Source organism: candidate division WOR-3 bacterium (assembly GCA_011052815.1).
Taxonomy (GTDB): Bacteria; Hydrothermota; Tepidihabitantia; order SM23-42; family SM23-42; genus DRIG01.
The window spans coordinates 22,595-39,531 of sequence record DRIG01000023.1; the positions used below are offsets into that span (position 1 = coordinate 22,595).

General features: G+C 44.7%; 14 protein-coding genes and 1 tRNA gene. 3 read left to right on the top strand and 12 right to left on the bottom strand.

From position 1 onward, the window contains the following. The 5 genes from secD to ENI34_01875 form a co-directional block, all read right to left on the bottom strand. Nucleotides 1-1,518 (bottom strand): protein translocase subunit SecD, encoded by a 1,518-nt coding sequence (gene secD / locus ENI34_01855; GenBank protein HEC77873.1) that lies wholly within the window; start codon nt 1,516-1,518, stop codon nt 1-3. Further along, on the bottom strand, nt 1,515-2,231 hold the full coding sequence (locus ENI34_01860; GenBank protein HEC77874.1) for a pyridoxine 5'-phosphate synthase: 717 nt from the start codon (nt 2,229-2,231) through the stop codon (nt 1,515-1,517). Before ENI34_01860 ends, secD begins: the two co-directional genes overlap by 4 nt. A gap of 99 nt (nt 2,232-2,330) precedes the next feature. Further along, on the bottom strand, nt 2,331-4,097 hold the full coding sequence (locus ENI34_01865) for a T9SS type A sorting domain-containing protein (GenBank protein HEC77875.1): 1,767 nt from the start codon (nt 4,095-4,097) through the stop codon (nt 2,331-2,333). A 95-nt stretch (nt 4,098-4,192) separates the two neighbouring features. After that, complete coding sequence (locus ENI34_01870) at nt 4,193-7,573, bottom strand: tetratricopeptide repeat protein (protein ID HEC77876.1); 3,381 nt, start codon at nt 7,571-7,573, stop codon at nt 4,193-4,195. A 2-nt stretch (nt 7,574-7,575) separates the two neighbouring features. Then, nucleotides 7,576-8,874, bottom strand: coding sequence for a hypothetical protein (locus ENI34_01875; protein ID HEC77877.1), 1,299 nt, complete (start codon nt 8,872-8,874; stop codon nt 7,576-7,578). Nucleotides 8,875-9,011: 137 nt separating this feature from the next. Between ENI34_01875 and ENI34_01880 the strand changes: the two genes are divergently transcribed. From ENI34_01880 to ENI34_01890, 3 genes are all read left to right on the top strand, one after another. Continuing rightward, nucleotides 9,012-10,031, top strand: coding sequence for a hypothetical protein (locus ENI34_01880; protein HEC77878.1), 1,020 nt, complete (start codon nt 9,012-9,014; stop codon nt 10,029-10,031). Between the two features lie 93 nt (nt 10,032-10,124). Next, complete coding sequence (locus tag ENI34_01885; protein ID HEC77879.1) at nt 10,125-10,607, top strand: hypothetical protein; 483 nt, start codon at nt 10,125-10,127, stop codon at nt 10,605-10,607. A 93-nt stretch (nt 10,608-10,700) separates the two neighbouring features. After that, nucleotides 10,701-10,772: transfer RNA gene (locus tag ENI34_01890), tRNA-Met, on the top strand. Between the two features lie 23 nt (nt 10,773-10,795). Here the strand turns inward: ENI34_01890 and ENI34_01895 are convergent. The 7 genes from ENI34_01895 to ENI34_01925 all read right to left on the bottom strand — a co-directional run bounded on the left by ENI34_01895 (nt 10,796) and on the right by ENI34_01925 (nt 16,930). Next, nucleotides 10,796-11,530, bottom strand: a complete 735-nt coding sequence (locus ENI34_01895) for a 16S rRNA (uracil(1498)-N(3))-methyltransferase (GenBank protein HEC77880.1) — start codon at nt 11,528-11,530, stop codon at nt 10,796-10,798. Nucleotides 11,531-11,555: 25 nt separating this feature from the next. Next, the gene (gene dnaJ / locus ENI34_01900; protein ID HEC77881.1) at nt 11,556-12,662 is read right to left on the bottom strand and encodes a molecular chaperone DnaJ; all 1,107 of its coding nucleotides are present in this window, start codon (nt 12,660-12,662) and stop codon (nt 11,556-11,558) included. 69 nt (nt 12,663-12,731) lie between these two features. Next, nucleotides 12,732-14,672, bottom strand: a complete 1,941-nt coding sequence (dnaK, locus tag ENI34_01905; protein ID HEC77882.1) for a molecular chaperone DnaK — start codon at nt 14,670-14,672, stop codon at nt 12,732-12,734. Beyond that, the gene (locus ENI34_01910) at nt 14,650-15,171 is read right to left on the bottom strand and encodes a nucleotide exchange factor GrpE (GenBank protein ID HEC77883.1); all 522 of its coding nucleotides are present in this window, start codon (nt 15,169-15,171) and stop codon (nt 14,650-14,652) included. Before ENI34_01910 ends, dnaK begins: the two co-directional genes overlap by 23 nt. A 110-nt stretch (nt 15,172-15,281) precedes the next feature. Continuing rightward, nucleotides 15,282-16,010: a metallophosphoesterase gene (locus tag ENI34_01915; GenBank protein ID HEC77884.1), complete on the bottom strand. Its 729-nt coding sequence runs from the start codon at nt 16,008-16,010 to the stop codon at nt 15,282-15,284. After that, complete coding sequence (gene nusB, locus ENI34_01920) at nt 15,988-16,404, bottom strand: transcription antitermination factor NusB (protein ID HEC77885.1); 417 nt, start codon at nt 16,402-16,404, stop codon at nt 15,988-15,990. The genes ENI34_01915 and nusB overlap by 23 nt, the downstream gene beginning before the upstream one ends. Nucleotides 16,405-16,453: 49 nt before the next feature. Next, nucleotides 16,454-16,930, bottom strand: coding sequence for a 6,7-dimethyl-8-ribityllumazine synthase (locus ENI34_01925; protein HEC77886.1), 477 nt, complete (start codon nt 16,928-16,930; stop codon nt 16,454-16,456). Between the last annotated feature and the right edge of the window lie 7 nt (nt 16,931-16,937).

Consider the following 16,937-nt stretch of genomic DNA (forward strand, 5'->3'; position numbering starts at 1 on the left):
TCAGATCCTCAGTCTCTGTACTTCGAATTTATACACGAAATAATTGAATATCACCTTACTGACGAATACCGCGGAAAAGAGGTTGCTGATAAGACCGATAGTAAGTGTCAAGGCAAAACCTTTGATCGGACCGCTTCCGAAAAGAAAGAGTATGACACCGATGATTATCGTTGTGACATTGGAATCAAATATTGTAATCCAGGCACGTGCGAACCCCTGATCGATCGCCGTACGGGTGGTTTTCCCCACTTTTAACTCTTCGCGGATCCGTTCGAAGATTAAAACATTGGCGTCAACCGCCATACCGATGGTCAACGCGATACCCGCGATACCGGGCATGGTCAAACTGCCTCTGAATGCGCTCAGGATGGCGATCAAGAAAAAGAGGTTTAAAAAGAGGGCGATATCCGCGACAAAACCTGAAAACGAATAATATATCAGCATAAAGAGAATAACCAGGGCGCCGCCGATCAGCACCGCCCGAATACCGCTCTCAATTGAATCCCGACCAAGACTTGGACCCACTGTCCTTTCCTCAACGATCTTCAATGGGGCGGGAAGGGCACCTGCCCTGAGTACAATCGCTAAATCCCTTGCCTGTTCAGCCGTGAATGTGCCTGTAATCACCGCACGCCCATGAGGTATTCTTTCCTGGATAAAAGGAGCTGACTGCACCACATTATCAAGGATGATCGCCAGACGTTTATTTATATTCTTACCCGTAATTGACGCAAATTTTCTTGCGGCTTCTCTTTTGAATTCAAGACTTATCTGCCAGGAACCCAGATGTTGAAGATCACGACCTGAGCTCGGTTGATGGCGTGCGTCACGGATCGCCTCACCGGTAAGTTCGGCTTTCTTCTTCATCAGATAAATTTTCTTAACCTCTCTACCCTGAACGACTTCTTTCGGTCCGAACAGAAACTCTAAGTCTTCGGGTATAACCTCCTGTGCCTTTGCGAGCAACGCCTTCACCGAATCTTCATCGCGGACATCTATACCGATATCCACTCTGTCCACACCGATGAGATAAGAAGAAAAAGGTTCCTCAAAAGCGAGTGAATCTTCCCCCTGTAAGAATTTATCCATCTTCTCGATAACCTGTTCTTTCTGGTCGTCGGCTACAATCCTGAATTCAAGGTGGGCGACCTTTTCAATAAGGCTTACCGCGCGATCACGGTCAACGCCTGGAAGTTGAACAAGTATCCTTCCTCCTGACTGTTTCTCTACCACGGGCTCATAAACACCGAATTCATCAATTCGATTCTTTATGATTTCAAAGGCTCGATCCCTTAAATCCTGAGGATTTTCCTTGATGCCCGTGGTATCCAGTTCCAGAACAAGATGCATTCCACCCTTAAGGTCGAGTCCCAGATGTATCGCCCTTTTCGACAGGGCGATTTCATCACTCTTTGACAGATTTTTATCTGTATATAATCGGACCGTGGGGTAGATTGCATAAATACCGAGGAGAATTACAAAAATTACAATCCCTATTCTTATCCCAATATTTCTCATCTTGCTCCTTTTATAAGTCTGACCATCTCGTTTGTCGCCTGTCTCAATCCCACAAAGACAGCCCGTGCAACAATTGCGAAACCTATCGAATAACCGGTTATTTCAGAAACGGTCAACAACGGTTGAATATTCCGATAATCAAGGCCGTGACCGGCGTGAACCATCAGATTCTCGCGTTTTCCCGCTTTGGCAACGCGGGCGATCCTTATCAACTCATTCCTGATCTCTCTGGTCTTCAACCTTGAATATTCACTGGTATTGATTTCGATATACTGTGCACCGATTCTTGCAGCCTCTTTTACCTGTTCGATATCAGGGTCAACAAAGATACCGACTGTAATACCATGTTCTTTTAAATTGGAGATAAAAAGTTTTAAATCCTCTTTGATATTAAGAAGATTCAGACCACCCTGGGTTGTAACCTCACCGGGTGACTCAGGGACAAGGGTTATGTAATCCGGCTTAATCCTCGCCGCCAGTTCCGCCATTTCCCGATCAACCGCCATTTCCAGTGTCACCTCGGTCTTGATGATCTTCTTTATTAATTCCAGATCGCGTTCTTTAATATGACGTCGGTCGCCGCGCAGATGCACTGTAACACCATCAGCACCGCCGAGTTCCGCTTCAACGGCGGCGTACACCGGATCCGGAATATTTTCTTTCCGTGCCTCTCTTAAAGTTGCAATATGGTCGACATTAACTGAAAGTTCCATTCGCTATTATAGTCAAAATGTCTTTAATGTCAACCATAAATAAGTAATAAATACGAAAGGCGGGCTGTGCCCGCCTTTCGTAAAAATCCGCACCGGTTCTCAGTGTAGAACAATAAAAGTCCGACTGATCGTCTCACCGTTCAAATCAAGAACAGCGAAATAGGTTCCGTTTGCAAGGCTGTTTGTCTCCATATTCACACTGTAAGTTCCACGGGTCTTCTGCCCGGTACCAAAATCTTTCACCACCCTGCCCGATGCATCGAACACCTTCAAGGAAACCGCTGTTTCTTTTGTCAAAGTGTAATTGATCAAGGCATTATGCTGGACAGGATTAGGAAGGACAACCATGCTCATCATATCCGGTACTTCTGTCTTATGTTCCTGGATACCAAACGTCGGCATAACCCAGCAACGCACCGGATTCTCAGTCACGGTACCTTCATTCTGCGGTACTCCACCGGCGTCCTTATCCTCGATATAGGTCAAGAAGATACTGTCATTAACCACATAAGGACAGGCGGTCATATAATCTTCATCATCACAGGCACCGGCACCAGCACCGGGAGAACGGGTATTGGTCAGATTCACATAATCCGACCACGTGGCTCCGCCGTCGAATGAGACCGAACCGAAAAATTCACCGTTGAAGAAACCAGCGGCAGAACCGTCATTATAATCGTCATTACCCTGCCACAGACAATAAAGGGTGTTGTCAGTCAGATCAACGACAAGTTGAGGCTGGTCTGCCGGCAATCTCCAACCTCCGGGCTGAGGACTGGATGCCGTCGCGATCCACCAACCGCCGGGTTCTGTATAATAAGTGCTCGGGCTGTTCACGACCGTGATATTTCCTGATACCTCATCCCAGTGGAAAATCTTTGAGGCGACATAATAACCACCGGCGTCGACCTTGCGGCCGCTCCATACAATATGCAGATTGTCATTTGCATCAAAGATCGCATTAACATCTGTATAGGCGCGTACTGTGTCAGCCGGTTGATAATCGGTCACATTGACCGGTGCTCCCCAGGTCGCACCGCCGTCGGTCGAAAGCATATACCAGATATTGTTGTCAAGCTGGCCGCTGGCGATTGAATCCGTGATGAATTTTGTCCAGCACACAACAACTTTTTGTGAACCGGAATTCCTTGAAGCACGTACAAACTGGGAAATTGTAGCACAGGAATCAATACTTGCAACCGTGGTCCAGGAACTACCCCCATCAGTGGTCACATCAACATAAATATGATTATCTCCGGGCACGGGATAGCCGTGGGAAACAAGGATGATATTATTGTTTCCCGCAAGTGCAACATAAGGCCAGATATGATCGGCGATCTGCGGCGACACAGGATTATTGGGCCAGATGCCCCAGAGATTTCCACCGTCGATGTCAACCCACGAATAATAACCCGTACCGGGATCAAAGTGATATGCGATGGCGGTTCTCTGATTATCGGGATTGGCGTCCTGTGTCACATCAAGCTGTACATAACCGCTCCAGGAATTTGATGCCTGAGTCTCTCCATAATACGAACCGTCTGAAAAACGGGCGTTCCAGGCGCAATATCTCATTGTCTGCCCTGGATAATCCTGCCACATCCAGTCGATGTGCGCCTGTCCATAATCATCAACTACAAACCTCTGACCGAAACCACCGTTTGCCTGATAATCATAGGCGGTTGTGCCGATCTGATCACCGGGACCACGACCGCCGAGATACGGAATAATTTCCTTTGCAATCAATGGTTCGTTTCCGACAATACCCCGGCATGGCTGAGTATCTGCCTTCTTGATCGTCAGTGAAAAACCGGCGGTAACGATCAAAACGATGGGCAATAGCATATACATCTTCACACTTCTCATTCTTCCTCCTTTCAGATTGTTCTGCTTCCTAAATTAGATTATAGTAAAAATATTTATGGTGTCAAGAAGTTCTGATGTAAAAATGAATATATCTTCTATTTAGATTTTCTGGCAAGCGCTTCTGCTTTTTTTCTATATGCCGCCGCAAGCTTTTTCTCACCGATCTCCTTCAATATCTCTGCATAGTTGTAATATGCATCCTGAAGCAATCTGATCCGTCCGAGGTCGACAAACAATTCATCGGCTTTTTCCATATACTCTTCGGCTTTCTTCAATTTTCCTATACCGGCGTATAACTTCGCAAAATTCAAAGCACAATCCGCTTGCCCCGCCTTGTTACCTGTTCCCTGCGCCAAATCCCATGCGAGATTCAGGTACTCAAGTGCATTCTCAGGTCGTTCATGTTTCAAACGCTTTATTTCAGCGAGGTAATTATATGCTGTCGCCAACAACTGTTTGTTCCCTAATTCTTTAATAATCTTTTCTGCACGCAATAGATGCTGTTCTGCTTTATCATATTCTTTAATTCTCAAATAGAGAATTGCGAGATTACCAAGGGCAGCACTGATGCTCGTTTTGTCACCTATGCTCTCAGCGATTTCCAAATATTTGTAAAAATACTTGCGTGCCATTTCGTATTCATCCGTGTTCAGGTAAAATATCGCCAGGTTGCTGTATGCAAATCCTTCACCGCGTCTGTCTCCGATCTCCAGACTAATTTGCAACGCCTTTCGATGAAAATCTAATACCTTTTCACCTTTCTCAAGATATGAATACATAATTCCGAGGTTAGTATATGTACGGCCGATATTCTTTTTATCACCGATCTGTTCGAGAATCATCCTGCTCTGTTCATTCAATTCAATCGCCTTTTTATAATCACCTTTCATATGATATACAATCCCCAATAGATACATAACGTTTCCGATAACCTGTTTGTCATTCAACTCTTCAAGTAACACCCTACTCTGTTCATATCTTTTAATAGCCTTATCGTAATCACCATGATTGCGGAATATGCCGGCCAGGCTGATATATGCCTTGGCCCTTATCTTTTTCACGCGTTCATCTTCAGAGATTCTCTCAATGATATTCAATGTTTTTTCGACTGATTTCCGGGCTTCTTCCATGGCCCCCTGGACTTCATACACGGCGCCACGCAGTAAATAGACCTCGGCCTGTTCAAGGAGGGCGTCGTCAGAGTCATCCGATAAAATTTCTAAACTTTTGTCCAGAAAATCTAACGCCTCAGTGAAGTTACTCTGGTGCCAATAAACTCTGGCTGTCTTTCGTTGCGCCCTGGCGCGCAAAATCAAATTTTCACTTTTATTAATTATTGATGCATAAGCATTAATCGCTGCCTCATATGCACCGCGTATTGCATTAACATCTCCCAATGCTTCATATGCTCTCACCTGTATCATTTTATCTTGTGTACTGACTTCAGGAAATCTGTTAAAGAGAGAAATAACTTTTTCAAAATATTTAACCGCCTCTTTATTGGCATACTGCTCTTTGGCACGAAAACCTGCTTTCTCCAACCAGACGATAGCCTTCTCTTTTTCATCGCTGTTTGCATAATGGAGGGCAAGAAAATCAGTGAATTCATCAAGACGGTCAACTAATATCTCTTCCATGATTTCTGCTATTTGACCATGTAATTCCCGTCGTTCTTTTTTCGGTAGACTGTTGTAAACGACTTCCCGAACCAATGGGTGTTTAAAAGTATACTCCAGCTGCGGTTCCTTTGTTAATAAACGAATATATTCCAGTTCTTCAAGGGTCGCCAGATGAACACTCATCATCAAACTATCGATTCCTGTTAAACATTCGAGTAAATGCACCAGAAAATTCCTTCCGATGACAGCCGCTTTCTGGAGTATCACTTTAAGATTAGGTTCAAGGTTGTCAATTCGAGTAGCGATGATTTCCTGAATCGAATCAGGTATCCAATCAATATCGAGATCATCACTCGCTTTCCAGGTGCCGGATTCACGAATCAGAAGACCTCTGTCAATAAGTGAACGAATAATCTCCTCAAGGAAAAGCGGATTCCCCTCTGCTTTATCAAGGATCTTTCTCTGTACCTCTTCAGAAAGTCCGGAAACCTTAAGTAGATTATCTGTAAGCTGCTGACTTACTTCATCGCTGAGTACATGCAGTTCAATTTCAGTAAAATCACTCCCCAATCTTTTGCGAAAAAACTCCTTCACTTCATATCCATGCGTTTCCTTCGTGAAACGGGAAAGACACAACAGAAGTATTGGTTCGTTCTCGGTGGTATCAAAGATGAACTTAAGAAAATCAAGTGAGGCATCATCTATCCAGTGGTAATCTTCAATGATCACAAGAAGCGGCGTCTTTTTCGCCGCCATATGCAGCAGAATCTTCAAAGCGACAAACATCTGCAGATTCAACCCCTCAGCATCGAGATGTTTGACCTTCTCGCTGAATTCTTTAGGCAAAGGAATTGAAAGTAAATATAGAATGTAAGGCACAACTTCTTGATCTTTGTGGGGAAGAAGTTTTTTACATACACTCAGAACTTTCTGTTTAATGATATCCATCGTATCCTTATCCGAAATATGAAAAAGTTGCTTTATGATTTGCAGAATGGGATGATAAGTGATCATCTCGCCGTATGAAAGGCAGCGTCCTTCAATAATCTTTACAGGTATAGTTTCGGAAATAATCCGCCTTTTTAGTTCGTTGTAAAGTCGTGACTTCCCGATACCCGCTTCACCGAGGACAAAGACAACACCCCCCTTTTTCTGCTGATAAAGAAGCTGCGCCTTATTATGGAGTAGCGCCAGCTCTTTATCCCTACCGACCATAACCGACTCAAATCCTTCGATACCCCGCTTGGGATCTGCTTTATCCTTTATCTTCAGAGGCCTGAATATCTGAACCGGTCTACTGATACCCTTCACATGAATCGGCTTCAGGGGTTGGTATTCAAATAGGTAACGCGTCTGCCGAAAGACCCGCCCGGAAACCAATATTTCCCGATCATCCGCTGCATCCATAAGACGCGAGGCCATATTGACTGCCTCACCGATGATAGTATATTCTTTTTTTTCTCTGGAGCCAATAGTACCGGCGAATACCGTTCCGAGATTTATACCTATATGGAGCCCGAGATCACAATCGGCCTTCAGCTTCATTCCCAATGCCTTATTGATCTCTGGAATGCGCTCCATCATTTCCAGAGCCGTTTTCACTCCCCGTTCAGGGTCATCTTCATGTGCCTGAGGTAAACCAAATACCGCTAGAACGGAATCACCTTCATACTTGTGAATCGTCCCACCGTATTTAGAGATAATACGATTGAGGATCTCAAAACAAATATTAAGTGCTTCATTAAGTTCTTCGGGATCAAGATTTTCAGAAAGAGCGGTAAAACCAGAAAGGTCCGCAAAAAGGATTGTAACCAGACGGCGCTCTTTCTGGCATTCGTTATGGAGCGAATTTTTCATAATTAAGGAACTATATCGCGCCAGATTTTGAGTGCCTTTATTTCCTGCTCCCTCGCTTCTGTCAAACGGATCACTTCTTCCCTGCGCATTCTGTCCGACCAGTCACCGCGGTCTTTCAGAGTAAAGTTGTAAATAACAACCTCTTGAGCCGGTTTTAAAATTTCCACCTCTTTCTGATATATGCCGGCGAGTTCATTGAGTTTATCACTCAATTCAGGGAATGTGGATTTGATTTTCTTAAGATACTCAACTGCAAGCGTTCGATCTTCAATCAACCGCTCATAGATCCAGGCGTTCGCCTGACAGGCCGTCATGAAACCATCATTGTCCATTGTTTCAAAATCGTCTGTTTGCAAACGATTTAACCAACAGTCAAATGCCGCGATTCCGGATCGATAAAGACCGTAGCTTTCGGTCGTAAGATTTTCAAAAGCGACGGCAAAAGAACGCATATGGTTTTCAAGATCCCTGGGCATATCCCCTTTACCATCAATAAAGTATACAAGCCAGGGAAACTTATCAGCGATGTCATAACCATCTCTTCGATCAAAATAGGTTCGACATATTAATTCTTCACCACCGCTTTGATATCCTGTGATAATACCCCATTCAGGAACATCAATGAGTTCCACGGCCATAATCGGCATCCCTTCGTCGATACTGTCCATGATTTCTTTTAAGAATGCTTTCTGTCCCGCCGTGTCATCCTTCGGAACATATTTGGTGTGGTACTTTAATCCAAGAGCATCGAACGCAACTTCATCCGCTCTGTAGCCGCAGCCCGGGTCCGGTGAACTCGGACACCAATTTTCATGGAATTGAAGTCGAAATACAGTTCCCGACACCCCGCTGATATAGAGATAATCTTTTTCAATCCCAAGATGCTGTGCGATGATCTCCAAGCTGGCATGGAAACTACAATACTTTCCCGTCGACCAGTCGAGCTTCGGGATACCTCTGAGTATTACGGCATCTTTCTTATATTTAATATCAGGTAGCAGTTCTTTCAAATAAACCCCCATCTGCCCTTTCGGCAGTTTATAGCTTATATTCTTATTATCCCTGAGGATAACGACATCTACAGATTCTTTTTCGACCACGGCTTCGAGCGTAAGGATTTGATTTGGTGTATGCGTGGGTTTACCATTATATTCAAGTACAATATCTCCTTCTCTGATCCCGGCTTGTTGTGCCGCAGACCCTGGAATAATGCCGGTAACTACAAGTCTTGGGACTTCCGTATCAGCATAGAGAACCGGAGTCGATAATATTATGATAGTGGACAATATTAAATTCTTCATTCAAGCTCCTTTGTTTAGTTTTGTCTATATATAGATTCTACCTTTATATCACTGAAAGTCAACCCCTGAGAAAATACAAAACTGAGTATTGGAATATTTCTTCGATTTCTTTGTATAATTAAGTAAAGGAGGTAAGAATGAAACGCATGCTGTTGATTCTCCTGGGGCTGTTTCTCTTCTCTGCCAGTGGAGCTGGAGAAACGACCGTCGATAAATATCTCAATGCCGTTGAAATCGGCAAACCGATTGAATATGAAAATTTGACGCTCTTTCCTCTCAAATCAAAAAAATCCCTGTCGATCCAGAGTTATGTAACCCTTGACCAGGCGACTGACAAGGGATGGATAAAGATCAAAGAACGCGGTACTGGAGAAGTAAATTATGTCGAAGTAAAGAACAACGGTAAAAAGATGGTTTTTCTTATGACCGGCGAAATAATCAGCGGTGCAAAACAGGATCGGATGATCAATCATGATATCCTGCTGCCAGCAAACAGCGGATGGATACAGGTACCGGTATATTGTGTTGAACACGGCAGATGGACCCAGGTAACACCAGAATTCAAATCAGAAAAACTCATTGTACCCAATGCCCTGCGTCAGAAAGCGAAACTATCTGAAAGTCAAGCCGAGGTCTGGGATGAAATAAGCGCAAGCCAAACCAGAATGGGAATCGCATCAGGAACCGGTACTGTAAGAGCGAACTACGAGGATGCAGAAATCAAGAAAAAGCTCGACGAATATGTCAAAAAATTCGAAAAGGTTCCGGCTTTATCAAGTTCCACAATCGGAGTCGTTGTTACAACCGGTGACAGAATAATCTGTTTCGATATGTTCGCCAATAACGGATTGCTGAAAAAACTATGGAAGAAACTGGTGAAGTCATATGCAATGGATGCACTTGAGGGAGAAAAAGGGAATTTATCAAAAGAAGATATCAAAAAATTCCTTGAGTCCCTTAAGCACGCTGATTATATATCAACGGGCACCCCGGGCCTGGGTAGTCTTATCAAAGTCGAATCTGATTTTGGTAAAGGCTCTGCCCTGCTCTATAAATCGGCTGTTGTGCATATGGATTTTTTCCCGAACCAGGGATTCATCGACCAGGAAGAAGAACTCGATCTCCAGTTCCGACGCGACCAGAGATTGGATGAATAGCCGGTGGATCGTTTAATATTCCTTTCGCAGCTTGACAAATCATTGAAATTTATTATAGTGATATAGAATAAGCAGATGTGGAGGTAAGAAACCATGGCTAAAAAACGCAAAACCTGGCGTGAAAAACTGGCTGGCAGCAAAGATCTTCCACGCGTTGAAAAAATAACACCGAAGATGGCGGGTAGATGGGGGACAAAATCCGGTGACACCGTGGTGATCCCCGCCCCCAAAGAAGTGGATGAGATAATGAAAAAAGTTCCACAAGGAAAATTAATTACGATTAACCAGATTCGTGAAATCGTCGCCCAGAGACACAAAGCGACGATAGGCTGTCCGATCACCTGTGGAATCTTCGCAAGAATCGCAGCCGGTGCGGCAGATGAAGAAGCGAAAGAGGGAAAGAAGAAGATTACTCCTTATTGGCGGACGCTGAAAGCCGGCGGTGTGATAAACGAAAAATACCCCGGTGGAGTAACGGCGCAAAAGAAACTTCTGGAAAAAGAAGGACATAAGATAATTAAAAAGGGTAAAAAGTATGTAGTTGTTGATTTTGAAAAGCATCTGGTTAAATTATGAGCGACGTGTGCGACGTGGAAATATATAAATTTACTTTATCTCTTGCAACGTTGTATTGACAAAAGAATATTTTTCTGTATAATAAGAATCGATCGCGGGGTGGAGCAGCGGTAGCTCATTGGGCTCATAACCCAAAGGTCGCTGGTTCGAATCCAGCCCCCGCTATTTTTTTTACAGAGAAATAACCGTCAAATCTGTCTGTAAGCGGCGAGGATTTTGCAGATACCTGCAATAGCCGCGGTTTCACTGCGAAGTCTGTTCTCACCGAGATTCAATAAACCAACACCCCCATTCCGGAATTGAGTGATTTCGTCCGGAGTGAATCCTCCCTCAGGTCCGACAATATAAAGAAGCGACTTTAAAAAAAGCGGGATCTCATCGCCACCCGACATATCAGCCACACACACATACGCAAAATCCTGGAACTTTTCTATCAATCCGTCCAGTCCACCACAGGGAACGATATGTGGTAAATGATATTGTCGTGATTGAAGCATTGCACCCCTTGCAATCTTCTCAAAACGCTCGATCTTTTTCTGGCTCAGCCGACGTACAACAGAAAATCTGGAGATAAACGGAAAAAAGATTCTCACGCCGAGTTCTGTACCTTTTTCAATAATAAATTCATTTCTTGTCCCTTTTAAAGGAACAAAAGCAAGTCCCAGATTCAAACTTCCTTTCTGCGGCATATATTTCGTCTCCAGAATTTCAGTGATTATCTTCGAACGTTCAATATCCACAATCTCTGCTTTATATCTATTCCCCTGACCGTCGGTTACAAAAACAACATCGCCGATCTTTTTCCGTAAAACATTCTTGAGGTGATGTACTGTATCCCCGCTCAGAATTATCTGTCGGGATGAGATCTTCTCCGGCGGAGAAAAAAATAAATTATGAATCCAATCTGCCGTTTCTTCCTTCATAAATCGGACAGATATTCAGGGGAAACTATTGAGTCCTCTTTCGCGGAACCGATTCCCCTTCGTACTGACTGAGTTCTTCGAGTATCTTATGTAAATTTTTATCGCGACTCTTCAACGGTTTCAAATCAAGTTCCACATATAAATCACCATGACCACCATCCGGTCGGGGCATACCTTTTCCTTTTATACGAATGATCTCAGGAGCACTGCTGCCCCTGGGTACTTTAACCCGTTCTTTCTTGCCGTTGAGACTCGGGATGTCGATAGATCCTCCGTTCGCCAAAGTGGAATACGGCGTGAGCATTCTTAAGTACAGGTCATAACCTCTTCTCTCAAAAAACTGATGGGGTTTTTCTTCAAACTCCACGATGATATTACCCTTACCACCCAGACCATAATGTCCTTCACCACGCAGTACAATATATTGACCGTTTGCTATTCCCTGGGGAATTTTTATCTCGATGGTGCGTGTTTTTTTGAGCCTTCCTGAACCCCGGCATTTGGTACACGGGTTCTTTATGATCTTTCCCTGACCATGGCATCTCGGGCAGGTTGAAACGCTCGTGAACGTACCGAAGAAACTGCGCGTCTGGGTCCTCACCTGACCCCGGCCTCCACACTGGGGACAGTCCACCAAATCAGTACCTCCCTGACCGCGGCATACCGGACACGCCTCATAACGATCGATCTTGAATTTCTTTTTTGTTCTGTTGACGATATCCTCCAGGGTCACCCGGAGAATAACGTGGATGTCACCGCCCTTTCTCGGTCGGTACCGGTCCGCCCTCCTGCCGCCGCCGAAGAACTCTTCGAAGATCGAACCGCCGAACAGATTACCGAGAATATCCTGCAGGTCATCAAAATGAGTGAAATCATCCCAGGAGAATCCTCTACCCCGGAAAGTCTGTGAAACCCCTTCATGGCCGTACTGGTCATAGAGCTGCCTTTTCTGGGGATCCATCAGAACTTCATAAGCCTCTGAAACCTCCTTGAATTTCTCTTCCGCCTCCGCTTTATTACCGGGGTTCATATCGGGATGATACTGTTTCGCCTTCTGACGATAAGCCTTCTTTATCTCCTCGGCAGAGGCGTTTCTGGAAACCCCCAGTATTTCATAATAATCTTTCTTCATAATTTCATCTTTATCAACCTCTGTTCTACATAAAAATTATCTTCGGCCGTTGTCTATCTCTTTTCAGATTTATTTGTTTTCCTCCTCCTCATCAACGACCCGATAATCAGCTCCGCCGTCTCCTTCTGAAGCCTGCCGCGGCTCTTGTTTCGGCGGTTCCTGAGGTTGTTCCGGACCCGGCGCCTGATGCTGTTGCTGTTGTGCCTGGGCAGCCTCCCGATAAACCGCTTCAGACAATTTATATACAGACTGCTGCAGGTCATCCATCGCCTGTTTGATCGCCGCAACGTTATTGCTGTCTTTTTTACTCTTCAGTTCATCGAGTTTTTTATTGATTTCGCTTCTGTCTTCAAAAGAAATCTTTTCACCGTAGTCTTTAAGGGTCTTTTCCACCGAATATATAACTGCATCCGCCTGGTTTCTGATATCGATCAATTCCTTTTGCTTCTTGTCTTCGGCTGCATGTTCTTCAGCTTCCCGCACCATTCGATCCACTTCTTCTTTTGTCAAACCGCTTGAAGCCGTAATACGGATCTTCTGTTCTTTGCCGGTTCCCATGTCTTTTGCCGAAACGTGAAGAATACCGTCGGCGTCGATATCAAATGTGACTTCGATCTGCGGTATGCCGCGCGGCGCCGGTGGGATACCGTAAAGGTCGAACTTACCGAGTGTTCGGTTCTGACTCGCCATTGTTCTTTCACCCTGAAGCACGTGGATCGTCACTGCGGTCTGATTATCCTCGGCGGTGCTGAAGATCTGTGATTTCTTCGTCGGTATCGTGGTATTCCGTGGAATGATCTGGGTCATGACACCACCCAATGTCTCGATACCGAGAGTCAACGGTGTCACGTCGAGGAGAAGAATATCTTTTTTCTCACCGCTCAGAACCGCACCCTGTATCGCAGCTCCTACGGCAACGACCTCATCCGGATTAATCCCTTTATGGGGTTCTTTCCCGAACAACTCCGTCACCAGCTGCTGAACCTTGGGCATCCTTGTCTGACCTCCCACGAGAACGACTTCATTGATGTCTGCGGGAGTGAGCTTCGCATCAGCGAGCGCTTGTTTGCACGGCGGCATTGAACGTTGTATCAAATCCTCAACCAGGGACTCGAGTTTTGCACGCGTGATTTTCATCTCTAAATGAAGTGGTGTCTTATCCTTACCTGATGCGATAAAAGGTAAACTTATCGTCGTCTCCATCACTGACGAAAGCTCGCACTTCGCCTTCTCCGCCGCCTCTTTCATCCTCTGCAGTGCGGTAAGATCCTTGCGTAAATCGATCTCGTGTTCCTTCATAAACTCATCAGCGATGTAATTCATTATCCGTTCATCAAGATCATCACCGCCCAGGTGAGTATCACCGTTTGTCGACTTGACTTCAAAAACACCTTCACCTATTTCAAGAATTGAAATATCAAATGTTCCACCACCGAAGTCATAGACTGCGATCTTTTCATTCTTCTTCTTTTCAAGGCCGTATGCCAAGGAAGAAGCCGTCGGCTCATTGATGATACGCAACACCTCAAGTCCGGCGATCCTTCCTGCATCCTTTGTCGCCTGACGCTGGGAATCATTAAAATACGCCGGTACCGTAATAACCGCCTTGGTCACCTTTTCTCCAAGATACTGCTCTGCCGCCTGCTTAAGATACTGCAAGATCATCGCTGAAATTTCCGGTGGAGAATAGCGTTTTCCCTGCACTTCCACCCAGGCGTCACCGTTATCATGTTCGACAATCTTAAAAGGGAAACGGGCGACCTCATTTTCCACTTCTTTAAACCGTCTGCCCATAAAACGTTTTATCGAATATATCGTATTTTCGGGATTGGTTATCGCCTGACGCTTTGCCAGAGGACCGACCAATCTCTCACCCGTCTTTGTGAAAGCCACCACCGACGGCGTGGTTCTGCCGCCTTCCGGGTTTGGAATGACAATAGGTTGACCGCCTTCCATGACTGCGACACATGAATTTGTTGTTCCTAAATCAATCCCTATTATTTTCGGCATCTTCTTGACCTCCTTTCTTCTGTTTGGAGACAAAAACCTTCGCGGGTTTTACAATCTGGTCATCCACAATATATCCCTTGCTGACTTCCTCCACAACCATATCCTCTGGATGTTCATCCGTGGCGATCGTCGCAACCGCTTCATGTCGGCTCGGGTCAAAGACTTCACCGAGTCCTGAAAACTCAATAAGTCCCATTGACTTCAGTGATTCCTTTAACTGCCGCTGGATAATCTCCATTCCTTTATAAAAATTATCAAAATTTTCCGATACCTCGGCACTGCTCAACGCCCTGTCAAAACTGTCGAGCACCGGAATAAGTTTTCTTATGAACTCAACCTTACATGACCTTCTGTAATTAGCCATCTCCTTCTGCATAAGCTTACGATAGTTATCCAGTTCCGCCACCGCACGAAGATATTTATCATTGAGTTCTTTCACCTCATCCATCTTTTCTTTGAGTTCTTCTTTTAGCCTGGTAACCGGACCTTTTCTCTTCATTTTATCTCCTTAACAGAAATATATCTTGCTCCAAAATTTAGACATTAAACCATTCCTTAAAGTTTATCGGGTAACTACCATAAAAAACAGAATAAAACAATATAATCTCCTCACCGTCCCACAAGTAATCTATCAGCAAGGGATTCAGGCAATCCCGCATCAATGACCTTTTGCTGGGCAAGCGGAATATTGTAATCCAGGCGTACGATTTCGATCGTCTTTTTATTGCCGTCGTAAATGGCATAACTCGCTCTCGGATCGAGGTCTCTCGGTTGCCCCACACTACCCACATTCACGATATATCTCCTGTTTTCAAGCAGAGGAAAAGGGTTGTCCCGTAAAAAATCAGTATAACCGTTGGCATCCTGGAATACTGCACCGGGGATATGTGAATGGCCTATAAAACATATCTGAGTCTTGTAATACCGGAACTGCTTTTTGAAGTTTTCCAAGGAAAAGAGATAATTCCATTTTGAAGGATCGCCAGGTGAAGCATGGACCAAGAAGAGATTGGCGGTCGTTTCCATAAGTTTCAGTTTTCTCAATCTGGCGAGATTATTGCTGCTCGTGTGCTCCTGGGTCCATCTTATGGCTTCGGCTGCAACAGGATTAAACAGTGTTACATCGGTCTTATCGATCGCCGCCCAGTCGTGATTTCCCGCTATGGTAATCTTCGCTTCTTTAAGACATAGCTCTATACACTCATTGGGATTCGCTCCATAACCAACCAGATCGCCGAGGCAGAAGATATTTTTTATTCTCCTCTTCTTTATGTCCTTAACAACTGCCTGTAAGGCTTCTAAATTTGAATGGATATCACTGATTATCGCTGCTTTCATAATTCTTTTTTACGGCATCAAGGACCCCATTGACGAACTTACCGGAATCTCCTCCTCCGTATTTCTTTGCGATTTCAATCGCCTCATTGATTGAAACCTGAGGCGGGATATCTTTAAAATATAAGATCTCACAAGTACCGAGCCGTAGAATAATTTTATCGATGACTGAAACCCGATCAAAGGGCCAGTTTTCCAGAACATTAATGATCTGCTCGTCGATTGTCTTTAAATTATCTATCGTCATCTCCACCAATTCCCTGGAAAATTTCTTATCTTCCTCGGCATATTGTTTCGCCTCCAATACAGAATCCAGTACCTTCGACAATTCCCTGTCTCCTTCTTCATAACGATAAAGGATCTTCAACGCAAGTTCACGCGATAATCTCCGACCCATTTAAGCTGTCCCGTCAGAAAATTTCATTCCACGGCAGGGAACAAATCCATCAACGTTTTCCAACAGGTTTTATCTTCGCGTAAAGGTCTGCAAGCTCCAGGCCGGTCATCGCCGCATCCCAACCTTTATTTCCGAGCTTGGTACCCGCCCGATCAACCGCCTGATCAACAGTATCAGCCGTAATAATACCATAAACCAGGGGAGTGCCGTCTTCAAGGTTTAATGCGGCAATACCCTTTGTCACCTCATTTGCGATATAATCAAAATGAGGTGTATCTCCTCTGATGACCGCTCCGAGACAGAGAACGCAGTCATATTTCAATTTCCTGACGCGAAGTGCGACACCCGGTATCTCAAAACTTCCCGGAGTCCAGTAAACCGTCACATCTTCTTCCCTGACACCGTGTCGACGCAGACAATCATATGCTCCTTCGAGTAATCTCTTGGAGATAAACTCATTAAAACGTGAAATCACTATCGCGAACTTTCTGCCCTTGCCTGAAAGATGTCCCTTGATTTCCTCCATTCTATGC

Bases quoted from the DNA above. Each gene is read 5' to 3' on its own strand.
- secD (HEC77873.1), bottom strand. From the start codon at position 1,518: ATGAGAAATATTGGGATAAGAATAGGGATTGTAATTTTTGTAATTCTC.
- ENI34_01860 (HEC77874.1), bottom strand. From the start codon at position 2,231: ATGGAACTTTCAGTTAATGTCGACCATATTGCAACTTTAAGAGAGGCA.
- ENI34_01865 (HEC77875.1), bottom strand. From the start codon at position 4,097: ATGAGAAGTGTGAAGATGTATATGCTATTGCCCATCGTTTTGATCGTT.
- ENI34_01870 (HEC77876.1), bottom strand. From the start codon at position 7,573: ATGAAAAATTCGCTCCATAACGAATGCCAGAAAGAGCGCCGTCTGGTT.
- ENI34_01875 (HEC77877.1), bottom strand. From the start codon at position 8,874: ATGAAGAATTTAATATTGTCCACTATCATAATATTATCGACTCCGGTT.
- ENI34_01880 (HEC77878.1), top strand. From the start codon at position 9,012: ATGAAACGCATGCTGTTGATTCTCCTGGGGCTGTTTCTCTTCTCTGCC.
- ENI34_01885 (HEC77879.1), top strand. From the start codon at position 10,125: ATGGCTAAAAAACGCAAAACCTGGCGTGAAAAACTGGCTGGCAGCAAA.
- ENI34_01895 (HEC77880.1), bottom strand. From the start codon at position 11,530: ATGAAGGAAGAAACGGCAGATTGGATTCATAATTTATTTTTTTCTCCG.
- dnaJ (HEC77881.1), bottom strand. From the start codon at position 12,662: ATGAAGAAAGATTATTATGAAATACTGGGGGTTTCCAGAAACGCCTCT.
- dnaK (HEC77882.1), bottom strand. From the start codon at position 14,672: ATGCCGAAAATAATAGGGATTGATTTAGGAACAACAAATTCATGTGTC.
- ENI34_01910 (HEC77883.1), bottom strand. From the start codon at position 15,171: ATGAAGAGAAAAGGTCCGGTTACCAGGCTAAAAGAAGAACTCAAAGAA.
- ENI34_01915 (HEC77884.1), bottom strand. From the start codon at position 16,010: ATGAAAGCAGCGATAATCAGTGATATCCATTCAAATTTAGAAGCCTTA.
- nusB (HEC77885.1), bottom strand. From the start codon at position 16,404: ATGGGTCGGAGATTATCGCGTGAACTTGCGTTGAAGATCCTTTATCGT.
- ENI34_01925 (HEC77886.1), bottom strand. From the start codon at position 16,930: ATGGAGGAAATCAAGGGACATCTTTCAGGCAAGGGCAGAAAGTTCGCG.